The 16568-nt window shown below is 70.8% G+C and carries 12 protein-coding genes and 1 pseudogene; 2 read left to right on the top strand and 11 right to left on the bottom strand.

The window, feature by feature from the left end:
• Window positions 1-22: 22 nt before the first annotated feature.
• Genes OG985_RS00155 through OG985_RS00130 form a run of 6 tightly spaced genes read right to left on the bottom strand, consistent with a single transcriptional unit; the run spans window position 23 to window position 7687 of the window.
• Window positions 23-2800 (bottom strand): hypothetical protein, encoded by a 2778-nt coding sequence (locus tag OG985_RS00155; RefSeq protein WP_371666375.1) that lies wholly within the window; start codon window positions 2798-2800, stop codon window positions 23-25.
• Window position 2801: 1 nt separating this feature from the next.
• On the bottom strand, window positions 2802-3152 hold the full coding sequence (locus OG985_RS00150) for a hypothetical protein (RefSeq protein WP_371666374.1): 351 nt from the start codon (window positions 3150-3152) through the stop codon (window positions 2802-2804).
• The gene (locus OG985_RS00145) at window positions 3152-5842 is read right to left on the bottom strand and encodes an ATP-binding protein (protein ID WP_371666373.1); all 2691 of its coding nucleotides are present in this window, start codon (window positions 5840-5842) and stop codon (window positions 3152-3154) included. Before OG985_RS00145 ends, OG985_RS00150 begins: the two co-directional genes overlap by 1 nt.
• Window positions 5839-6420: a hypothetical protein gene (locus OG985_RS00140; RefSeq protein WP_371666372.1), complete on the bottom strand. Its 582-nt coding sequence runs from the start codon at window positions 6418-6420 to the stop codon at window positions 5839-5841. Before OG985_RS00140 ends, OG985_RS00145 begins: the two co-directional genes overlap by 4 nt.
• Window positions 6417-6758 (bottom strand): hypothetical protein, encoded by a 342-nt coding sequence (locus OG985_RS00135; protein ID WP_058928815.1) that lies wholly within the window; start codon window positions 6756-6758, stop codon window positions 6417-6419. The genes OG985_RS00140 and OG985_RS00135 overlap by 4 nt, the downstream gene beginning before the upstream one ends.
• The gene (locus OG985_RS00130; protein ID WP_371666371.1) at window positions 6755-7687 is read right to left on the bottom strand and encodes a conjugal transfer protein; all 933 of its coding nucleotides are present in this window, start codon (window positions 7685-7687) and stop codon (window positions 6755-6757) included. The genes OG985_RS00135 and OG985_RS00130 overlap by 4 nt, the downstream gene beginning before the upstream one ends.
• A gap of 706 nt (window positions 7688-8393) precedes the next feature.
• Between OG985_RS00130 and OG985_RS00125 the strand changes: the two genes are divergently transcribed.
• Together OG985_RS00125 and OG985_RS00120 are read left to right on the top strand one after the other, a co-directional pair.
• On the top strand, window positions 8394-9836 hold the full coding sequence (locus tag OG985_RS00125) for a hypothetical protein (RefSeq protein ID WP_371666370.1): 1443 nt from the start codon (window positions 8394-8396) through the stop codon (window positions 9834-9836).
• 76 nt (window positions 9837-9912) lie between these two features.
• Window positions 9913-11262, top strand: coding sequence for a hypothetical protein (locus OG985_RS00120; RefSeq protein WP_371666369.1), 1350 nt, complete (start codon window positions 9913-9915; stop codon window positions 11260-11262).
• Between the two features lie 199 nt (window positions 11263-11461).
• Here OG985_RS00120 and OG985_RS00115 read toward each other — a convergent pair whose 3' ends face one another.
• The 5 genes and pseudogenes from OG985_RS00115 to OG985_RS00095 all read right to left on the bottom strand — a co-directional run bounded on the left by OG985_RS00115 (window position 11462) and on the right by OG985_RS00095 (window position 16368).
• Window positions 11462-11992, bottom strand: a complete 531-nt coding sequence (locus OG985_RS00115) for a hypothetical protein (protein ID WP_371666368.1) — start codon at window positions 11990-11992, stop codon at window positions 11462-11464.
• Between the two features lie 206 nt (window positions 11993-12198).
• Window positions 12199-13433, bottom strand: a pseudogene (locus OG985_RS00110) (ISAzo13 family transposase).
• A gap of 188 nt (window positions 13434-13621) precedes the next feature.
• Window positions 13622-14950, bottom strand: a complete 1329-nt coding sequence (locus tag OG985_RS00105; RefSeq protein ID WP_358581637.1) for a DNA cytosine methyltransferase — start codon at window positions 14948-14950, stop codon at window positions 13622-13624.
• Between the two features lie 201 nt (window positions 14951-15151).
• Window positions 15152-15412: a hypothetical protein gene (locus OG985_RS00100; protein WP_371666367.1), complete on the bottom strand. Its 261-nt coding sequence runs from the start codon at window positions 15410-15412 to the stop codon at window positions 15152-15154.
• Window positions 15409-16368: a hypothetical protein gene (locus tag OG985_RS00095; protein ID WP_371666366.1), complete on the bottom strand. Its 960-nt coding sequence runs from the start codon at window positions 16366-16368 to the stop codon at window positions 15409-15411. Before OG985_RS00095 ends, OG985_RS00100 begins: the two co-directional genes overlap by 4 nt.
• Window positions 16369-16568: the final 200 nt, after the last annotated feature.

Here is a 16568-nt window from a genome sequence, read left to right as displayed (position 1 = left end):
GCCAGACGGCGCCCAGGCGGCCTCACTCGTCCTCACCGTCTTCCGGCTGCCGGGCCCGCTCCTGGCGCCGGCGCTCGGCGTCGGACGCGGTGCGCCGCATCAGCTCCTGGAACCGGCGATGCGCCTCGTCACGGGTGCTGTTGCGAGCGCCGCCTCCGCCGGGGAAGACCGGCCCGGACCGATCCGGGCCCTGGCGCGCCGGACTCCCGGGCCTGCCGAGATCGGACCGAGGCACCGGCGCAGGGCCGTTCCGGCGGGGGAGCGGTGCCGGAGGCGGAGTTGCTGCGGGCCCGCTCACAGGCGTGGTCGGCGGTGGTGGGGCAGGGGTCGGACGGCTCGAAGGACGACTGGTGGGTGCGGGCCGCGGACGGGGTGCCGGGCGGGGGGTGGCTGCCGGAGTGGCTGCGGTCGGCAGGCGGCGGCTGGTGAACGGACCGGTTCCGCCGCTGTCGTCGGTGTGGTCGCGGATGACCCGGGCGACGTGGCGCCCGGTGTCGCCCCAGGCCCGGCCGTCCTCGCGGACGGTGTTGCCCCACACACGCACCTGCTGGCGGGCGTCCTGGGAGTAGCGCGAGCCGCCCGACCGCGCGCGGCGCACATTGGCCGGAAGGCCAACGGTCGCCCCGTACGCGGCCCGGCCGCCGCGGTGCAGGATCCGGTACCCGCGGAAACGGACCAGCCGATTATGTGCCCGGGTCGACAGCAGCGTGCGGTCGCTGTTCTGGTCGTGCAGCACCTGACCGGTGTTGCGGTCGACGACCTGCCCCTGATCGTTGCGGTACCGGTCGGGCGGGCCCGAGGGCCGACGCGGCCCCGTGCCGTCTGAACCGCCGTCCCCGCCGTCCGACGGCCCGCCCGTGTTCGGATCGCCGTCGGCCGTGGGCTTGCGCCACTTGGCCAACTGCTCCTTGTCCGGCCGCCGTCCGATCAGCAGCCAGCCAGCCCCCTTGGCGCCGAGACGTGCGCCCAGCCCGCCCACGGCCGCGGCCGCGGTCAGCGGGGCCAGACCGCGCCCGGCTTCGGCCGTGGCATCGGCGAGGATCCCGCCGGTGTCCACCGGCATGCCCGCGCCGTCGAACAGGGAAGTGAGCGCGCCCATCAGCCGCTGCCGGGTGCCGAGCATCCCGAACCTGCCGCCACCCCCGCCGGTGAACGCGCGCAGCCCGGCGCTGTATCCGCCCATCCCGGCCGGGGAGTTCATGGCGAGCGCGGCGCCGAGTTCGGAGGTGTCGCCGGGCATGTGGGTGCCGCCGACCTTGGCGTAGCGCATCCGCATCGCCATGCGCCGGCCGAAGGAGGTGATGCCGGTCAGGAGTCTGCGGTGTCCGGCCGCGCCGGCGATGGCCAGGACGTCAATGAGCAGGATCCGCTCGACCATCAGGTCCGGGCCGTTGGTGATCGTGGCGTCGACGGCGATCCCGAAGAACGGAATGAACGCGCAGATCCCGACCACGGCCAAAACCGCGATCCCCCACACGGACAGCCACTTCCACACCGACTGCCGTGCGGGCCCGGGCAGCATGCCCGCCACGAAGGTGACCCCGCCGACGGCCGCCGCGGCCGCACACACACCCTGGGTGCCCAGCAGCACGATCGCGCTGGACAGCAGCATCCCGCAGATGAACAGCGCGGCGATCAGCAGCAGGAACGCGCCGCCGACCCGCCACCAGGTGGGCTTCTCGGCATAGGCCGCGCACGACTTGCCGACCGGGCCGGCCTTCTTCATGTCCGAGAGGAACGCCGCGAACGCCTGGTCCTCGTCGGTGACGATCGCGTTGGAGGCGTCGAGGAGCTCGCCCCCGGGCGTGATGGAAGGGAGATCGTCGGTGCTCGGCGGCTTGTTGTCGACGCCGCGTTCGCAGTACTTCTTGCCCGGCCCGTGGATCAGTCTGCAGGCATCCTTCGCCTTGTCCGACGGGGTCGAGCTGGGCATGTACCCGCCGGTGACCCACTTCAGATGGACGGCGTAGGCCTTGCGGTCGGAATCCTTGGCCGGGTCCAGGATGCGCCCGTACTGAAGGAGCATGTACGGCTTCACAATCAAGGCGTTCGTGATCGAATCCTGGATGGGCCGGGCCACGTCGGTCGAAGAGACTGGTCCTTCGCCCTGCTGCTCCTCGCACTTGCTCTCGGCGTTGCCGGCCATGCCTGCGCACGGGTCGTAGCTGGCGATCTTGCCGCCCCAGTCGTAGGAGTTGACGCTCTGCTGGGCGACCTCGGCAGCCACCTGCTGGGACTGCCCCAGCGGCCCGTCCGGGCCGAGCAGGGTGTCGGGGCGGATGAGCGCCGAGGCGGCGATTGCACCGATGAGCAGGGTGAGAAAGATTTCGCCCAGACCGCGGCCGACCCGGCCACGTACGATCATGAATCCCGCGAACACGAACGCCCAGGCCAGCAAGAGCCCCTTCAACCCGAGCGTGTCGACGACCACCGTGTCGTAGGTGTCGGCGACCTTCTGCGCGGGCTTGGTCAGGAGCTTGAGCAGCGGAAACCGGAAGGCCACCTCGATCGCCCACCCCGCCAGCCCGACCAGCAGCCGGATCAGGGTGAACAGCCCGGACAGGGCGAAGGCCAGGGCCTGCGTCTTGAAGGCGACGATGGAGCCGCCTTCGGCGTTCAGGTCGTACCCGTCGATCGGCACACCCTCGGACGAGTAGATGTTCAGCGGGGCGAGCAGGTCTCCGGTCTCGCTGTTGCTGCCAGCCGCGTACACGACCTGGGTGTTCACCAGGAGGAACACGCCGGTGAGCAGCACGACGAAGCCGGCGGAACGCAGGGTCGCGCGGTCTGGACGGAACACGTCAGCGCCGCCTTTGCCCAGCGGAGCCGCGCAGCCGCCACACCACGAGAGCACCCACACCTGCAGCAGCGGTCCCCAGCCTCCACGCCGCGCCGGCCACGTCCCGATGAACGCCGGCGGCGGAGCTCGCGGCGCCGCGCTCGCAGTACGCCTTGGCCGGGCCCACGATCAGGGCGCATGGATCTTGGTGTGGGGCGTCGGCGGCGAAGGCCCGCCCGGTGTGCGGCCACCACCCTTGCGGCACGCCCACCCCGAGGACGAGCACGACCGCGGCGACGACGACGGCGATCACGGTGAGGACACTCACGGCGGCGGCGACGCGCCTCGAGCGGTCCCAGGACAAAGTGGTCATCAGACGGTTTCCTTCGGACGGGTCTGTGCGGCCTCACCGGCGAGCGGCTCCGGGACCGTGGGGGAGGCAGTGCTCGTGCGGCGTCCTGGCGTGGTGGTGATGGAGGTGGTGATGCGCTCGATGCGGGGGATGGAGACCTTGATGCGGCCGGTGTTCTGCCGCGGGCAGGTCAGCAGGAACTCGCCCTCCCGGCCCTTCTGGCCGACGGGGGACAGGCCAGTGGTCACCAGCCGCAGCAGCTCGCCGTCATTCGGGTCGAGGCCGACGAACTCCAGGCCGCGACGGGCGCGTTCACGGTCGGCGGTGCGGGCGAGGGCCCGGTAGGCCATCAGGCCGCGGTCGGGGCCGAGTTCCTCGGCGTCGTGCGAGCCGGCCAACAGGCCGGCGCCGTGCTTGCGGCCGTCGTGGAGGATCTCGTGGACCAGGGCCGTGCCTTCCGCGGACGAGGTCAGCCAGTACAGCTCGTCCAGGACCACCGCGGTGAACCGCTCGGGGTCCTCGAACGCGGTCTGCCGGGCGATCGCGGCGATCAGGTAGAGGACCGCCCGGCCGATCAGCGCCTCCAGCGGCTGCTGGTGCAGGATCTCGGGGTTGGCGAACGCGGCCTTCGGGGGCAGCTTCAGACCCGTGGTGGTGATCACGATCATGTCGGAGGCGCTGGAGGCGTCCAGCCGCACCGGCGGCAGCTTCGGGTCGAAGACCATCGCCGCTAGGGAGTTGGTGGCGACGACCCGGATGAGGCCGGCGAGGGTCGCGGCCGCGTCCTGCCGCTTGCCCGCCTCGCGCGTCGCCATCTCCTCGAGGACCTCAAGGACGCGGTGCATGGACGGCTCGGGACCGGCGGCGGCCTGTTCGACGGCGTGGTGGAGGACCTCGCCGCTGGTGCTCATCGGGCCGATGCCGAGCTGCAGGGTGAGGTAGGACAGGGCGTAGTGACGGCCCTCGGGCCCGTCGAACATGCGCAGCGGGTCGATGGACACCTCGGCCTGCGCGGCGTCGATGATCTGGACGCGGCCCTTGGCCGCGGTGCGGGCGAAGGTCGCCCACTCGCGGACCGGGGTGCGGTCGATGCAGATCGCGCAGCCGCCGCGCGCCCACACCGCTTCCGCGATCAGCTTCTGCAGGACGCTCTTGCCCGCGCCGAGGTCACCGACGATGCCCATGGAGGCGGACGCGTCGACCTTGGGCGCATCCGCCACGTTGATCATGACGGGGCGAGTGGTGCCGCAGTCCAGGTCGATGCCGAGGAACATGCCGTTGGGGTCGCCGACCTCGGCAGCGGTGAAGGCCCCGGAAAGCGCCCAGTCCTCGGAGACCTGGTGCTGGGTGAACTCCCTAACGACACCCGGCCGTACCGTGCCGGGCAGCCCCAGGGTGAACAGGGCCTCCTGCAGGCCGGCCGGCCGGACGGCCCGGTAGTCGGCGCCACCGAGCAGCGCGGCCAGGGCGCGGGCCCGGGCGTCGCAGACGGCGGCGGTCGGCCCCCACACCGTCAGCACGGTGACGGACTGCACCTCGACCTCCACGCTGGTGCGGGAGAGACGGGCATCCAGCTCACCCAGGTCGCGGGCGGCCTCGGTCAAGGACGCGGGCATCCCGGTCGGGCGGGCGTCGTACTGGTCGGCCTGGTCGATGAGTTCGTTCTTCTTGCGCCGCACCTGGTCGCGGGCCTTCTCCGCAGGCACGAGCGTGAGGTCGACGGTGTAGTCGACGGGAAAGTCGAGCATCTCCAGTTGGGCGAACAGGTCGGCGGAATCCTGGCTGACCGCGGGCGGGCACTCGGCCAGCGCCAACTGCGCCTGGTAGCCCACCCCGGAGTCGGACTCGATCTGCAGCCAGCGCCGTCCCAGCGGCGAGCCGGTGTTCACCCGCCACCAGGCCTTCCGCCCGGATCGTGTGATCTGCCTAGCGCTCTTGAGCTCGTCGACGTCGTCGAGTTCGAGGTCGATGCCGCCTTCCTGCAGGCGCACCTGGCCGAGGTCGGCGTAGCTGGGGGAGCGCAGCACCCCGTCTCGGAGCTGCCCGCCGTACAACTCGCTGGTCTCGGCCTCCGCCAGCAGCGGCTCGGCAAGGCCGCGGTGCAGGGCGTGCTGGATCATCCACACGATCTCCGCCGGGCGGGCCGGGCGGAAAGCGATGCCGCCGGCGAGCGCAGCCTCCACCCGCGAGGCCTGCTCGCGATACGCACTCACCTCGCGCCGCGCCACCGGCGCCGGCCGCATGCCCAGCATCGGAGCGACCTCGGCCCACGCCGCACCGAGCGACGCCGACACCTGCAGGCCGCCTGTTTCGGTCTGCAGGGGCACGGCCAGCCACAAGGTGCGGCGGTGCATCTCCTGGTCGTCGAGTAGGTCGAGGGCGGCCTCGACATTCTCCACCCACGGGTGCCGGCCCGCACCGGGTGCCTGCTCGGCCGGCTCGATGCCCTCGATCATCCTGAGGGCTATCTCGCCCGGGTCGACCTGGGCGCACATGCCGTACAGGCGCGGGGCCCCGGACAGCGAGCGCACCAAGTGGGTGATCTTGGCGAGTTGTTCGTCGCGGACGGGGGCGGGCACGTAGGTGCCCTGGACGGTCTCCTCGCGGCGTCCCTGCGCGTCCGGGCCCGGGTGCAGGCGGTAGATCGCCCACACGCTGCCCTGCGTCGACCACACCAGGTGCCCGGCGATGTGACGGATGGGAACCCTCACCGCGCACCCCCTTGCTGGGCGAGCGCGAGCAGCTGCTGCACGCCCGACACCGGCCCTGCCGCTGCTGCGGGAGCAACCGCCGGTGTGCGGCGGGGTGCGGTCGAGCGGGCTGTGGCCGGGCTCGGGTGCGGCGCCCGGGCTGGACGCCGCTGCACCGTACGGGAGGGTGCGGCCTGCGCAGCGGGGACGGGCGGGGGCGTGTCCTCGATGGTGAAGCCGCCGACAAGCGGGTGGGCAGCGCGGTCGCGGGCGGCGCGCCCGCCGATCCGCCCACCGCGGGGCTGCCAGCCGAGCAGCACCCAGCCGAGCGCGGCCTGCATTGGGGCACGGCCCCGGACCTTCGGCCGGCGCACCATCCAGATGACCAGGCCCCACCCGACGATGGGGACCGGCCCCATCCACGACCACCAGCTGATCGTCTTGACCAGAAGGAAGCCGCCGCCGACGGCGACCGCGATCTGCGCGGGCGTGTACGGGCCGAGCGGGATCTTCCAGTCGGCAACCTTGCCCAGCACCCACGGGTGGCGGCGGGCGGAGGTGTAGAAGCGGCCCACCCGTGCCGCGGCGGCCGCGCTCACAGCCAGCCCCCGACACCCGGCGAGTGGTCACGCGAGGCCGGGAGCTCGGACCGGACGACCCCAGGAACAGCGGGCGCGCCCTTGGACGGGTTCTTCACCTCGTCGGTGAACATGTTCGCAAGCTCGTTGCGCGAGTTGTACAGACCGAGCGCGATCACCATCAGGAGCAGGGCGCCGATCCCCGCCTTCAGTGAGAACTTCTGGATCATGATGACGACGACCAGGCAGATCAGACCGGCCTGAAGACCCTTCGTCGCCCACTCCTTGAACATGTTGATCCAGCTATTGCCGAGATCGTCCAGCTGGCCGGCGAGCATCAGGCTGTGCACGGTGTTCATCGGGCACCCCCGTCCTGAGCCGTGCCGGACTGAAGCGCGGCGACTTCCCACCGGCCCGATCGGGCCTTGAGCGTGAGCTCGTAGCCCAGCGGCCACCGGCCGGTCGCGTCCCGGGCTTCCACCGAGGCGAGGACCCGCACCTTCGTGCCGTCCGCCGGTACCTGCTCGGCGGCCGCGGCCTCCTCGATGGCGGACACCTGCTGAACGGCGACAGCGGTGTAGGGGGCGGGGGAGACGGCGGTGAGCTTCACGCCGGGCGCGAGGTAGCGGTCGACTTCGCCGGCACCCGTCAGGTAGGCGGTGAGGAACTCTCCGACCGCGGACGAAAGATCACCGTCCGAGACGGTCACGGCGTACGACGACTTCGGAACCTCGGCCCGGGCCGGGCCGGCCACCACGCCGGGCGCACCGGTCACCGTGAACGAGGAGCCCGTGCTGTCGGAGGCCACCGGCACGACGTAGTACCGCACCGATCCGTTGGCGTATTGCGCAGCCACCGTCACCGTCCACGCGCCGGTGCCGCGCTGCGCACTGCGCACCGCCGTCACGGACTGAGGCGCCGATTGCGCATCGGCGGCCGGGTCGGGCAGTTCGACGTCTGGCGCCATCGACTGCGCAAGTCGCGCCTGCGCACTCGTCTCGTCGTTCGCGTCGCTGCGCAGCCACGCGCTGATGAACACCTGCGCATAGCCGCCCGGATTGGTGGCGGCCGTCGCGGTGCGCACGGCGGTGGGCTTGGTCGCGGGGGCCGCCGCGACCGTGGTCGGGGTGGAGGCGACGGCGACGCACAGGGCGATGGGGCCGGCCGCGATGACGGTCCAGACCGCCACGCGTGAGAGGCGTACGCGGCGGCGCATCGCCTCCAGCCGGGCGCCGGCCGCCATCGGAGCAGCGGCCTCGCTCTGTGAGGCCTGCTTGCCAGGGGACATGGTCAAACTCCCAGGTCAGAACGGATGTTGCTGACCTCGAGAAAACCCGGCGACCCCGACCCGACCACCGACCATGAACCCCCGACCATGGTCACGATGGGGACACGAAGTCCATGGTCGGGGTCATGGTCGGCCCGACCATGACCCCGACCATGGGTAAGCCGGGAGCCGGTGACGGCCCATCGTGTCCGGCGCACGTTCCCCTGACCGGCGACCGCTGTGCGATCACCTGCCGCCCGACCACGGGGCCCCCAACGCGATGCGCAGACGGAAGCCGACCGGGCCGCGACAGACACCTGCGCAGTGCGCCAGAGGGGCCTGCGCAAGAGAAGATCAGGGAACTCGGGGCGACTGCGCAGCGGCTCCAGCACAACTCGACTGCGCAGGATCCTCGACCGGTTGCGCAGGCCGATTGCGCAAAGCCCGTCCGCGGCTGCGCAGTCGGCTGCGCAATCACTGAGCGCCCGGGCTGAAGGTGCCGTGGTCGGCCCGACCATGAGCCCGACCACGGCAGCTAGCCGGCTCCGTTGCCGGATCGTGACCGATGGTCGGGGCTCGTGGCCGTCAGCCTGGTCGGGGTCGGCGGGTGAGCTGACGCCATGGAACACACGCACGCCTCCACGCCCAGGACGACCGACCGCCCCACCCTGGCGGGCTCGGTGTGCCGCCGTGGCCACTGCGCTCGGCAGGCGTCGGGGGCAGGGCGGTGAGCCGCTTCGGGCCGGGGATCCGCCGGGGTGCCATGGCGGCCGATCAGTTCACCCAGATCGCCAACGCGCTGTTCCGTGACTCCGGGCTGTCCTTCAAAGCCAAGGGGATCTTCGGGTACGTCTCTACGCACAGGAACGGCTGGCAGGTGACGGTCACCGATCTCGTCCGCCTGGGCCCGGATGGACGGGAAGCGGTTCGCACCGGCCTGCAGGAGCTCGAGGCGCACGGCTACCTGATCCGTGAGCGTCTGCGCCGCCCGGATGGCACCCTCGGCGAGATCGTCTACTGCATCACGGACCGCCCGGCCACCTTGGACATCGCGCTGATCGAAGCCGGCTTGATGGTCACGGCCTCCGACGCCGAGCACGCCGCCGGCCTTCCGCCGGGCATCCGGCGGGGCGTCATGGCGGCCGATCAGTTCACCCAGATCGCCAACGGGCTCTTCCGCGACACCCAGTTGTCCTTCAAGGCCAAGGGTCTGTTCGGACTGCTTTCCACGCATCGGGACGGCTGGCGGATGACCGTCTCTGACATCGCACGTCGTGGCCGCGACGGTGACTCAGCCGTCAAGAGCGGGCTGAGGGAGCTGGAGAAGCAGGGCTTCCTGGTGCGGGAACGCGAGCGCGGCCCAGACGGCACCCTCGGTGCGGCCGCGTACTTCCTCACCGACCTGCCCGCTCTGCAAAGCAGCAGGTCACAACCAGAGTCGGGTTTTCCACCAGTGGATAAACCTACGTTGGCTGATCGGTCCACTAAGAACACCAACAGAAAGAAGACCACTCAGCAGAACACCAGACCCCTCCGTCCGTGCCGCGGCGACGCGTCGCGAACACAGGGACGGACCAACCAGCCGGCCACACCGACGTCCCCGCCGACCGCGCCATCGGCGGACGAGATGCACCCGGGGATCCGGCTGCTGCTCGAACTCGGGGCGGCTCGCCCCGAGCTGCTGCTGACCGGGCAGGCGCTGACCGACCAAGGCCGCGTCGTGACCGTGATGCTGGAATCCGGCTGGAGCCGCGAGCAGCTGCGGCACGTCATCGCCGCCCGGCCCCTGCCTCATCCGGTACGGACTACGGTCGGCGCGATCATCGCGGCCCGCCTGCGCGCCGCCCAGGCCTACCCGCCGCCCACCCTCGCGGCTGACCACCAAGACGCACCGGTGTGGGACGACCCGCCGCCGCAGCCGATGAGCGGCTCCGCCGCCGCGCGCACGGTGAGCGAGGCCCTGACCTACCGGGCTCTGACCGAATGCGCCGGCTGCGGCGTTCCCGGAACCGCCCCCGGCGAGGACCTCTGCCCGGCCTGCCTCGGCTGGCCACTCTGCCGCACCTGCCCCGGCCCCACACCCCGCCGCGCCCACCCCGAAGGCGACGGCCGCTGCACCACGTGCGCCTCCGCCCTGACAGACCACCACCTGGAAGGAAGCACCTCGTGACGGACACACTCCACACACCGACGCCACCGACCGCAGCTGCGCATCACGAGCACCCCTTCACCGGTGATCCGGGGCGGTGGGAGAAGGAACGCTCCCGCGCCCTGCGAACCGGACACGTCCCAGGCCACACCTGCTCGGCAGCCTGCGAGCCCGTATCGTCCACGAGCGCACCCCATGGGGATGGCTCGCCTGGACCGTGCCCGGCGACGGCAGCCCGCCCGAGATCCCCCACCGGATCGCGGTGCTCACTCCAGCCGCCACGCGTACGCAGCGCATTGCCCTGCGCTGGCTGGCCAGGCGCCCCGCCCAGCGCATAGCCCCGGTCAGGATCCCCGGGTCCCTGCGGTTCTCCACCGCGGCCGTCGCACTCGTCAGTCTGGTTGCCGGCCTGTTCGCTGTGAGCCACGCAGTCCCCGTCGACGTCGCCCTGCCGGCGATGCTCCTCGCCCCGCTGCTCGCCGAACACCTGCCCGACCGGCTGGACAGCCGGGCCCGCAAACACGTCCACGTCGTCGAAGGCGACGATGCCTGCCGCTACCTGCAGCGCCTCGCCGCCCTGCACACCTCGCTCGTCCAGGCCGCCGCCGGCAGCGACCGCTACGAACTGCGCCGCTCGGCCGAGATCGGCCACAACCTGCTGTGGGACGCCGCCAGTCTGCTCCAGGCCCGGGACACCCGCGCGGTTTCAGACGGTCTCGTCGCCCGCGAGCGGCTGATGCTGCAACTCGCCCACCAGGTCGCCCAGCTCATCCAGCGCACCGCCCACGAGGACCAGACCCGCGACCTTGGGCGGCCCCCAGGCCTGCACTCACTGAGCGTCCCGCCGTCGACACCTCGCCCCATGACCGCTCCACCTCTGAAGGGAACCGTGCTCATGCCCCAGCCCGAATCCGGCCCGGCCGACCGCACCCCGGATGTCTATCTCCTCTTCGCGCACGAGCCGTACTACCCCGGCCCCGGAACCCAGGAGATCAACACCACTGTGGTGGCCGCCGACTCGCTGCTCCACCCGCAGGTGCGTCAGCCCGACGGTGCCCGCATCCACGACCTCCTCACCCAGGGAAGGCAGCCAGGCGAGATCGTCCCGCTGGCCACCCTTACCCACGAACTGAACGGCGGCGCTGACTGGCCGACTGTCGGCGACTGGGAGAGCGTCACCACCGACCTGCTGCAGCTCGTCCGCTCCGGGGACTGCGATGCCCTCAGCCTCGGCCTGCCCGAGATCGCGCGCGCCCTCGTCTGCACGGGCCCCCACAGCCACGTCCGCGCCTATGACGCCGCGGCCGACGACTTCGTTGTCTACGGGTCTTCGGAGCGCGCCGCGGTCCTGGACGAAGCCGGCATGTTCCTCACCGGCATTGCGACCGAGCAGCCATTCTGGCCGGGGGACAGCCTCCTGCCCCCGCTGGTGAGCCGGCGCGCCTGAGGGAGATGAGCCTGGCCGCAGTGAGGGGAGCGGACATGTTCGGATACGAATCGCGTGCCGTCTGGGCAGAACTGCGGCGCATGCTGCATCGGCTCGTCCACCGCCGTGAGGGCGGCCCGCCTGCCCTGTGAACGCCGACGCCCCAGGCCATCTGCCTGGGGCGTCGTGCTGAGCACCGGCTATTCCTCGCGCAGCAGACTCAGCGGGAGGGGTGGCCCTCGCCGCCGCGGCGGCGACGGAGGATGCTGACGTCGCCGAGCAGTTGTCGCAGTTCCTCCTCCCGTTCCTGGGCGTACGCGTACCGCTCGGGCAGGACCTCCAGCAAGTGCTTCCACTGGCGCTGGCCCGCGCGAACGCACGTGCCTCCACAGTTGTTGTGGCTGAACCCGAGCTCGTACAGGCGGGGCGGTGCGACGCCCAGGGCCCGGGCCCCGTCCAAGAGTTGCTCCTTGGTCCGGGCCGGCTCCCACTTCCCGCACAGCGGGAAACGCGTGACCCAGGGCTTCCAGTTCCGGGCGATCGCCGGGATCCGGGCCCGATCGCGCCGATTGTTCTCGATCCCCACGTACACCAGCGTGTCGGCAGGGTCGGCGTGCTGCTCCATCCACTCCCGGCAGGGCACCTGCTTGAGCAGGCGCGTGCAGGGAGCCAGCCGGTCGTTGCCGAGGAACCGGACGTCGCGGAAAACCTCCCACGGGGTGCGACCATCGGCGACCTTCGTCAGCGGCACACCGAGAAGCCTGCTGGTGTCGTCGGCGAACCTCCACAGATCGTCGTCCTCGATGCCCGTGTCGGCGATCAGGAGGATGAGGTTGCGGGTGCCGTACTTCCGGGCGACCCATACCGCGACGGCGAAGGACCCGATGCCGCCACTGAACTGGACGACGTGACGCCGAACAGTGAGGGCTCGGCGGCCGCGGCCCGTCTGCTTAGGGCTCAGTGTGATTTAACGTCTGCGGGTTCGGGAGTGTCGGCGGGTGGGCTGATGGTGTAGTTCCACTGGCCGTGGGTTTCGTGACGGGTCAGCGGGAGGGCCTTCATGGCCTTGTCGCTGATCTTGATGCCTGTGGGGTAGACACCGGTGTCCAGGGCCGCGGACACGGTCAGGCCGGTCTCGGTCGTCGTCGCACCGATCAGGGAAACGGCGGCCTCGTGGCTGGTCAGTGGTGTCCCGCGCCAGTTCATGGTGATTGCGGAGAACAGCCGGTGCTCTATGCGATTCCACTTCGAAGTACCCGGCGGCAGGTGCAGCACGGTGATCGACAGGCCGGTCTCGGCGGCGAGGGCAGCCAGCCCGGTCTTCCAGGCCCGTAGTCGGCTGCCGTTGGATCCGCCGCTGTCCGCGGTGATCGTCAGTGTCGTGGCCTGCGGATATGCGGCCCGGCCGACGTTGTTCCACCAGGTCCGCAGGGTGTTCACGGCGAACGCGGCGGTGTCGTGATCCATGCCGACGCTGACCCAGCCGGCGTTGGCGCCGATGTCGTAGACGCCGTAGGGGATGGCTTTGCCGGCCGGTCCGGGAAGTCGTGGACGTTGACCTTCACCGGGTCCCCAGGCGGTCGCCATTCCTTGCCGACGTTCTTGAAGTTCCCGATCAGTTCCTTTTTCTTGCAGTCCACGGACACGACGGGCTGTCCGGCAGCGAGGGCCGCCCTGACCTGATCGTTGAGGTAGCGGAACTGGGCGTCGCGGTCGGGGTGCTGCTTGCCCTCGACGGTTTTGGCGTTGCCCTGCAAGGAGTAGCCGGCCTCGTGCAGCAGTCGGGCCACGACGTTCTCGGTGCACCGGTGTCCCCGATTGACCAGCTCGGCAACCAGGTGCGACAGCGATTTCGTGGTCCAGCGCAGCGGGTTCATCGGATCACCACGAGTCTCCGGCTCGACCAGGGCATCCAGGTCCACGGCCAGTTGCGGGTCCAGGACCTCGGCCCGTCTGCGGCCGCCTCCCGGCCCCCGGGACCGCCCGACCGCCAGCGGCTGCGGATCGTCCAGTTCCCCGCGGCCCCGTCGGATCGTGTCCTGGGACACCCCGGTCGCCTCACAGACGATCCGTGCACCGCCGCCACCCAGCTCACGAGCCTCGTTGCCGAGCCACAACCGTCGCTGCCGCTCGGTCAGGTGATCCCGGATCGCCTCGTAGCGCCGGGCCAGGGACTCCATATCGATCGGCATAGCAGGAAACGTACGCGCCGCGCGACTGATTCATAACTTGTTTCGCTACGAGCCCTTAGACATGAACGAAAGCTCCCTGGTGAGGCGAGTCGGTGGAATCCGTCAGCCAGGCGTTGCCGCACCGGGCCGACAGGGGGTGCGGCGGTCAGGGACCGGGAGGGTCCCGGACCGCCGCGGGTGAGGGGCGGTCAGGCGGCCAGGGCCAGGCTGGGGAGCAGCCGCTCGCCCAGCCAGCGCGCGGCGTTGACGCTGACCGCGTTGCCGATCTGCAGGATCGCCTCGGTCTGGTTGCCCTGGATGATGAACTCTTCGTGGAAGCGCTGGACCAGCTTGAGCTCCTCCACCTCCAGCATCCGCAGCGTGCAGTCGTCCACCGTCGGGGCCGGGATGACCAGCGAGTGGTGCGGCTTGCACGCCACCGTGGTCAGCGGCTCGGCGGTGGTGCGCGGGGCGCCCTTGCGACCGATCGGGACGATCAGCGCGTGGTGGCGGCCCTGCGCGGCCAGCGCGGGCACCGGGCCGCTGATCGGCAGGGCGGTGCCGTGGTTTCGGAGCATCACGATGTACGGGTCAGTGCCGAACCGCTCCAGGCCCACCGCGATCCGGGCCCGGGTCGCGGCCGCGTAGGGCTTGAACTTCTTGAAGTTGGGCCGGCCGTCGCCCACGCGCTGGCCGGGCAGACCCCAGTTGATGATGTCGCCGACCGGGCGGGTCAGCGGCGTCAGCTCCAGGTGGCCGCACGCCCGGTTGGGGCAGCGGAAGGTGTACTCGACGCCCCACTTGCCGATGCGGCGTGCCTTCGGGTTCTTCCACACCTGGTTGGCCAGCACCGGCCCGCACTCCGGGCAGATGGCCTCCGGCCGTACCCGCACGTCCGGCAGGGGCAGGCCCTTGCGGGTGAAGACGATGTAGATGCGGTCGCGCAGCTGGGGCGGCAGCAGGTTGTCCCCACCACCCAGGTGGGCCGACGACGCGTTGACGATCTGCACGTTGTAGCCGAGCAGTTCCATGCCGCGCAGCCACCAGTCGAACAGTTCCCAGTCGGTGGCGAACTCAGTGACGTTTTCGATCAGGACAGCATCGGGTCGGTGGAGGTCGGTGACGGCGAGGACGTCCAGCGCAGAGGCCCGGGTCTGCACGAAGGTGGCTTCCTTGGCGCCTTCATCCTTGCCGGTGAGGCTGAGGCGGGTCTGGCCACGGGTGCGCTTCTTCCCGCCGGCGGGACTGGCCTCGGTGCAAAGGATGGAGGCCCAGACCACGCGGGTGCGCGGCAGGTTGCGCTTGTCGTACCTGTGGATGTCCTCGCACTTGTGCTCGGCGTGCGGGTGGTTGGTGCGGTGCGTCCATACGGACACGGGGTCGTGGTTGATCGCCAGTTCAAGCACGTAGCCGGCCTCCTCCAAGCCGCAACTGCTGCCTCCGCAGCCGCAGAAGAGGTCGATGAACGGGATGGGCCCCAGAGAGGCTTTGAGGCGGGCCAGTTCGAGGGACGAAAGCACCGGAGCGAACCGCAGCACGAGTGACTCCTTCGCGAGTGGAGTTGGTGAGGCCGCCAGCCGGGCGTTGCCGCACCCGACTGCCGCTTGAAACTTAAAATCAATTATACACTCTTCCTTGGGTCTTGGCAACCCTACTCACAGCTGTGGCCCCCGGTAGGCCGGGGGCCACAGCCGCACTTCAAGCGCGGTAGTCGGTGGTATGTGTTTCGCGCGCGGCGATCACACGGCGGGCAGCAGATCTGGCACGTCGTCCACACCGAGGAGCAGGACGTGGTGCCCGACAGTCTCGGTGACGCCGTCGGTGACCCGCTCCACGTCCAGGCGCAGCCGGATGCGGCCGGCGCCTTCGCCATTGGCCGCAAGAGCATTTTCCAGTTCGTCGTCGAGGCGGTCCGCCGCGGCCTCGGCCGCGGCGTAGTCCGCCAGGTCGCGGGCGACGAGCTGGCGGGTGGTGGTGTCACGGAGCTGGTAGCTGGTCATCGGGACTCGTCCTTCGGTGTGGGGTGATCAGCGGTCGAGTCGGCGATCCCGCGTGCCGCGTTCACGGCGCGCGACCAGACGTCGGGGCTGCCTCCGTGCTCGCGGGCGAGGGAGGCGGCAAGCCCCCGGACGTCGCCGCGCTCGCGCAGGGCGGCCAGGGCGACGGCCGCCCGCCGGTCGGCTTCCGAGCGGGCCGGCGTGACCGCGGGGCGGTGCTCGAGGGCGTTGCGCACGACGTACTCCCAGGACCTCTGCGGCCCCCCGTACTGCACGCTGAGCTCCGCGGCCAGCCCCGGGTGGTAGCCGTCGCGATCGATCGCCTCGGCGGCGTACTGCTCGGCCAGCTGCGTGGCGGTGAGCGGCTTACCGCCGGCGCGGGCGCTCAGCTCGGCAGCCAGAGCCTCCTCGAGGGCGGAGGGCCGGCCGACGGCCGCGTCGGCCTGGGGCCCGGGACGGCGGCCGGCCTTGCCGAGCTTGTCCCCGGTGCGCTTCTTGTCGAAGTCCTGCAGGTCGCCGACACGGAAGGCGGGGATCAGGCGACCGGTCGGGCCCTCGACCGGCTCGGCGAGGGGCTTCGGGAAGTAGTCGGGGTTGTCCTTGAGGTACTTGCGGATGGCCGAGGCTCCGTTGAAGCCCAGCCACTTGGCAGCCGTGTTGATGGAGACGACATCCTCCGGGTCGGCCTGGTACAGCTCAGGGTCGGCCTTCAGGACCTTGTTCGCCTTCTCCTGCTGGAACCAGGTGTAGAAGTCGCGGAACTGCTGCTCGTCGTAGAAGTCGCTCCCGTCGATGCGCTCCTTCTCCGGGTGGCGGTGCTCCTCCGGCTGCTCGAGCCGGATCTTGTACCAGCGGGCCGCGGTACCGACGCTGGCGCCGGTGAACTCGCGGATCCAGTCGCGGTTGACCACGGCGCGGTCGCCGAGGACGCGACGCTGCGGGTTCAGGGCCTTGGACATTGCACTCTCCGGTTCGGATTGCGGCCCTATACTGAGGGCCTGCTCCTCTTGGTCCTTCGGCGCTCACGCGCCGGCGGGCGAGTCGAGTTGGTGAAGGTGGTCGGCGGGACGTTCGGTCGGGGTTGCCGCCCTGGGCCGACATCCTCGTGAGAGGGTGCCTCCCGCCGCCCACCGCTTTTGCCGCTTGTTTCGCGTAATCA

Origin of the sequence: Streptomyces sp. NBC_00289 (assembly GCF_041435115.1) — a bacterium.
Taxonomy (GTDB): Bacteria; Actinomycetota; Actinomycetes; order Streptomycetales; family Streptomycetaceae; genus Streptomyces.
This window is presented reverse-complemented; position numbering and strand designations above follow the sequence as displayed.

What these genes read in the sequence shown, in the direction of transcription:
- OG985_RS00150 (WP_371666374.1), bottom strand. Translation starts at nt 3,152, where the DNA reads ATGACCACTTTGTCCTGGGACCGCTCGAGGCGCGTCGCCGCCGCCGTG.
- OG985_RS00135 (WP_058928815.1), bottom strand. Translation starts at nt 6,758, where the DNA reads ATGAACACCGTGCACAGCCTGATGCTCGCCGGCCAGCTGGACGATCTC.
- OG985_RS00130 (WP_371666371.1), bottom strand. Translation starts at nt 7,687, where the DNA reads ATGTCCCCTGGCAAGCAGGCCTCACAGAGCGAGGCCGCTGCTCCGATG.
- OG985_RS00100 (WP_371666367.1), bottom strand. Translation starts at nt 15,412, where the DNA reads ATGACCAGCTACCAGCTCCGTGACACCACCACCCGCCAGCTCGTCGCC.
- OG985_RS00095 (WP_371666366.1), bottom strand. Translation starts at nt 16,368, where the DNA reads ATGTCCAAGGCCCTGAACCCGCAGCGTCGCGTCCTCGGCGACCGCGCC.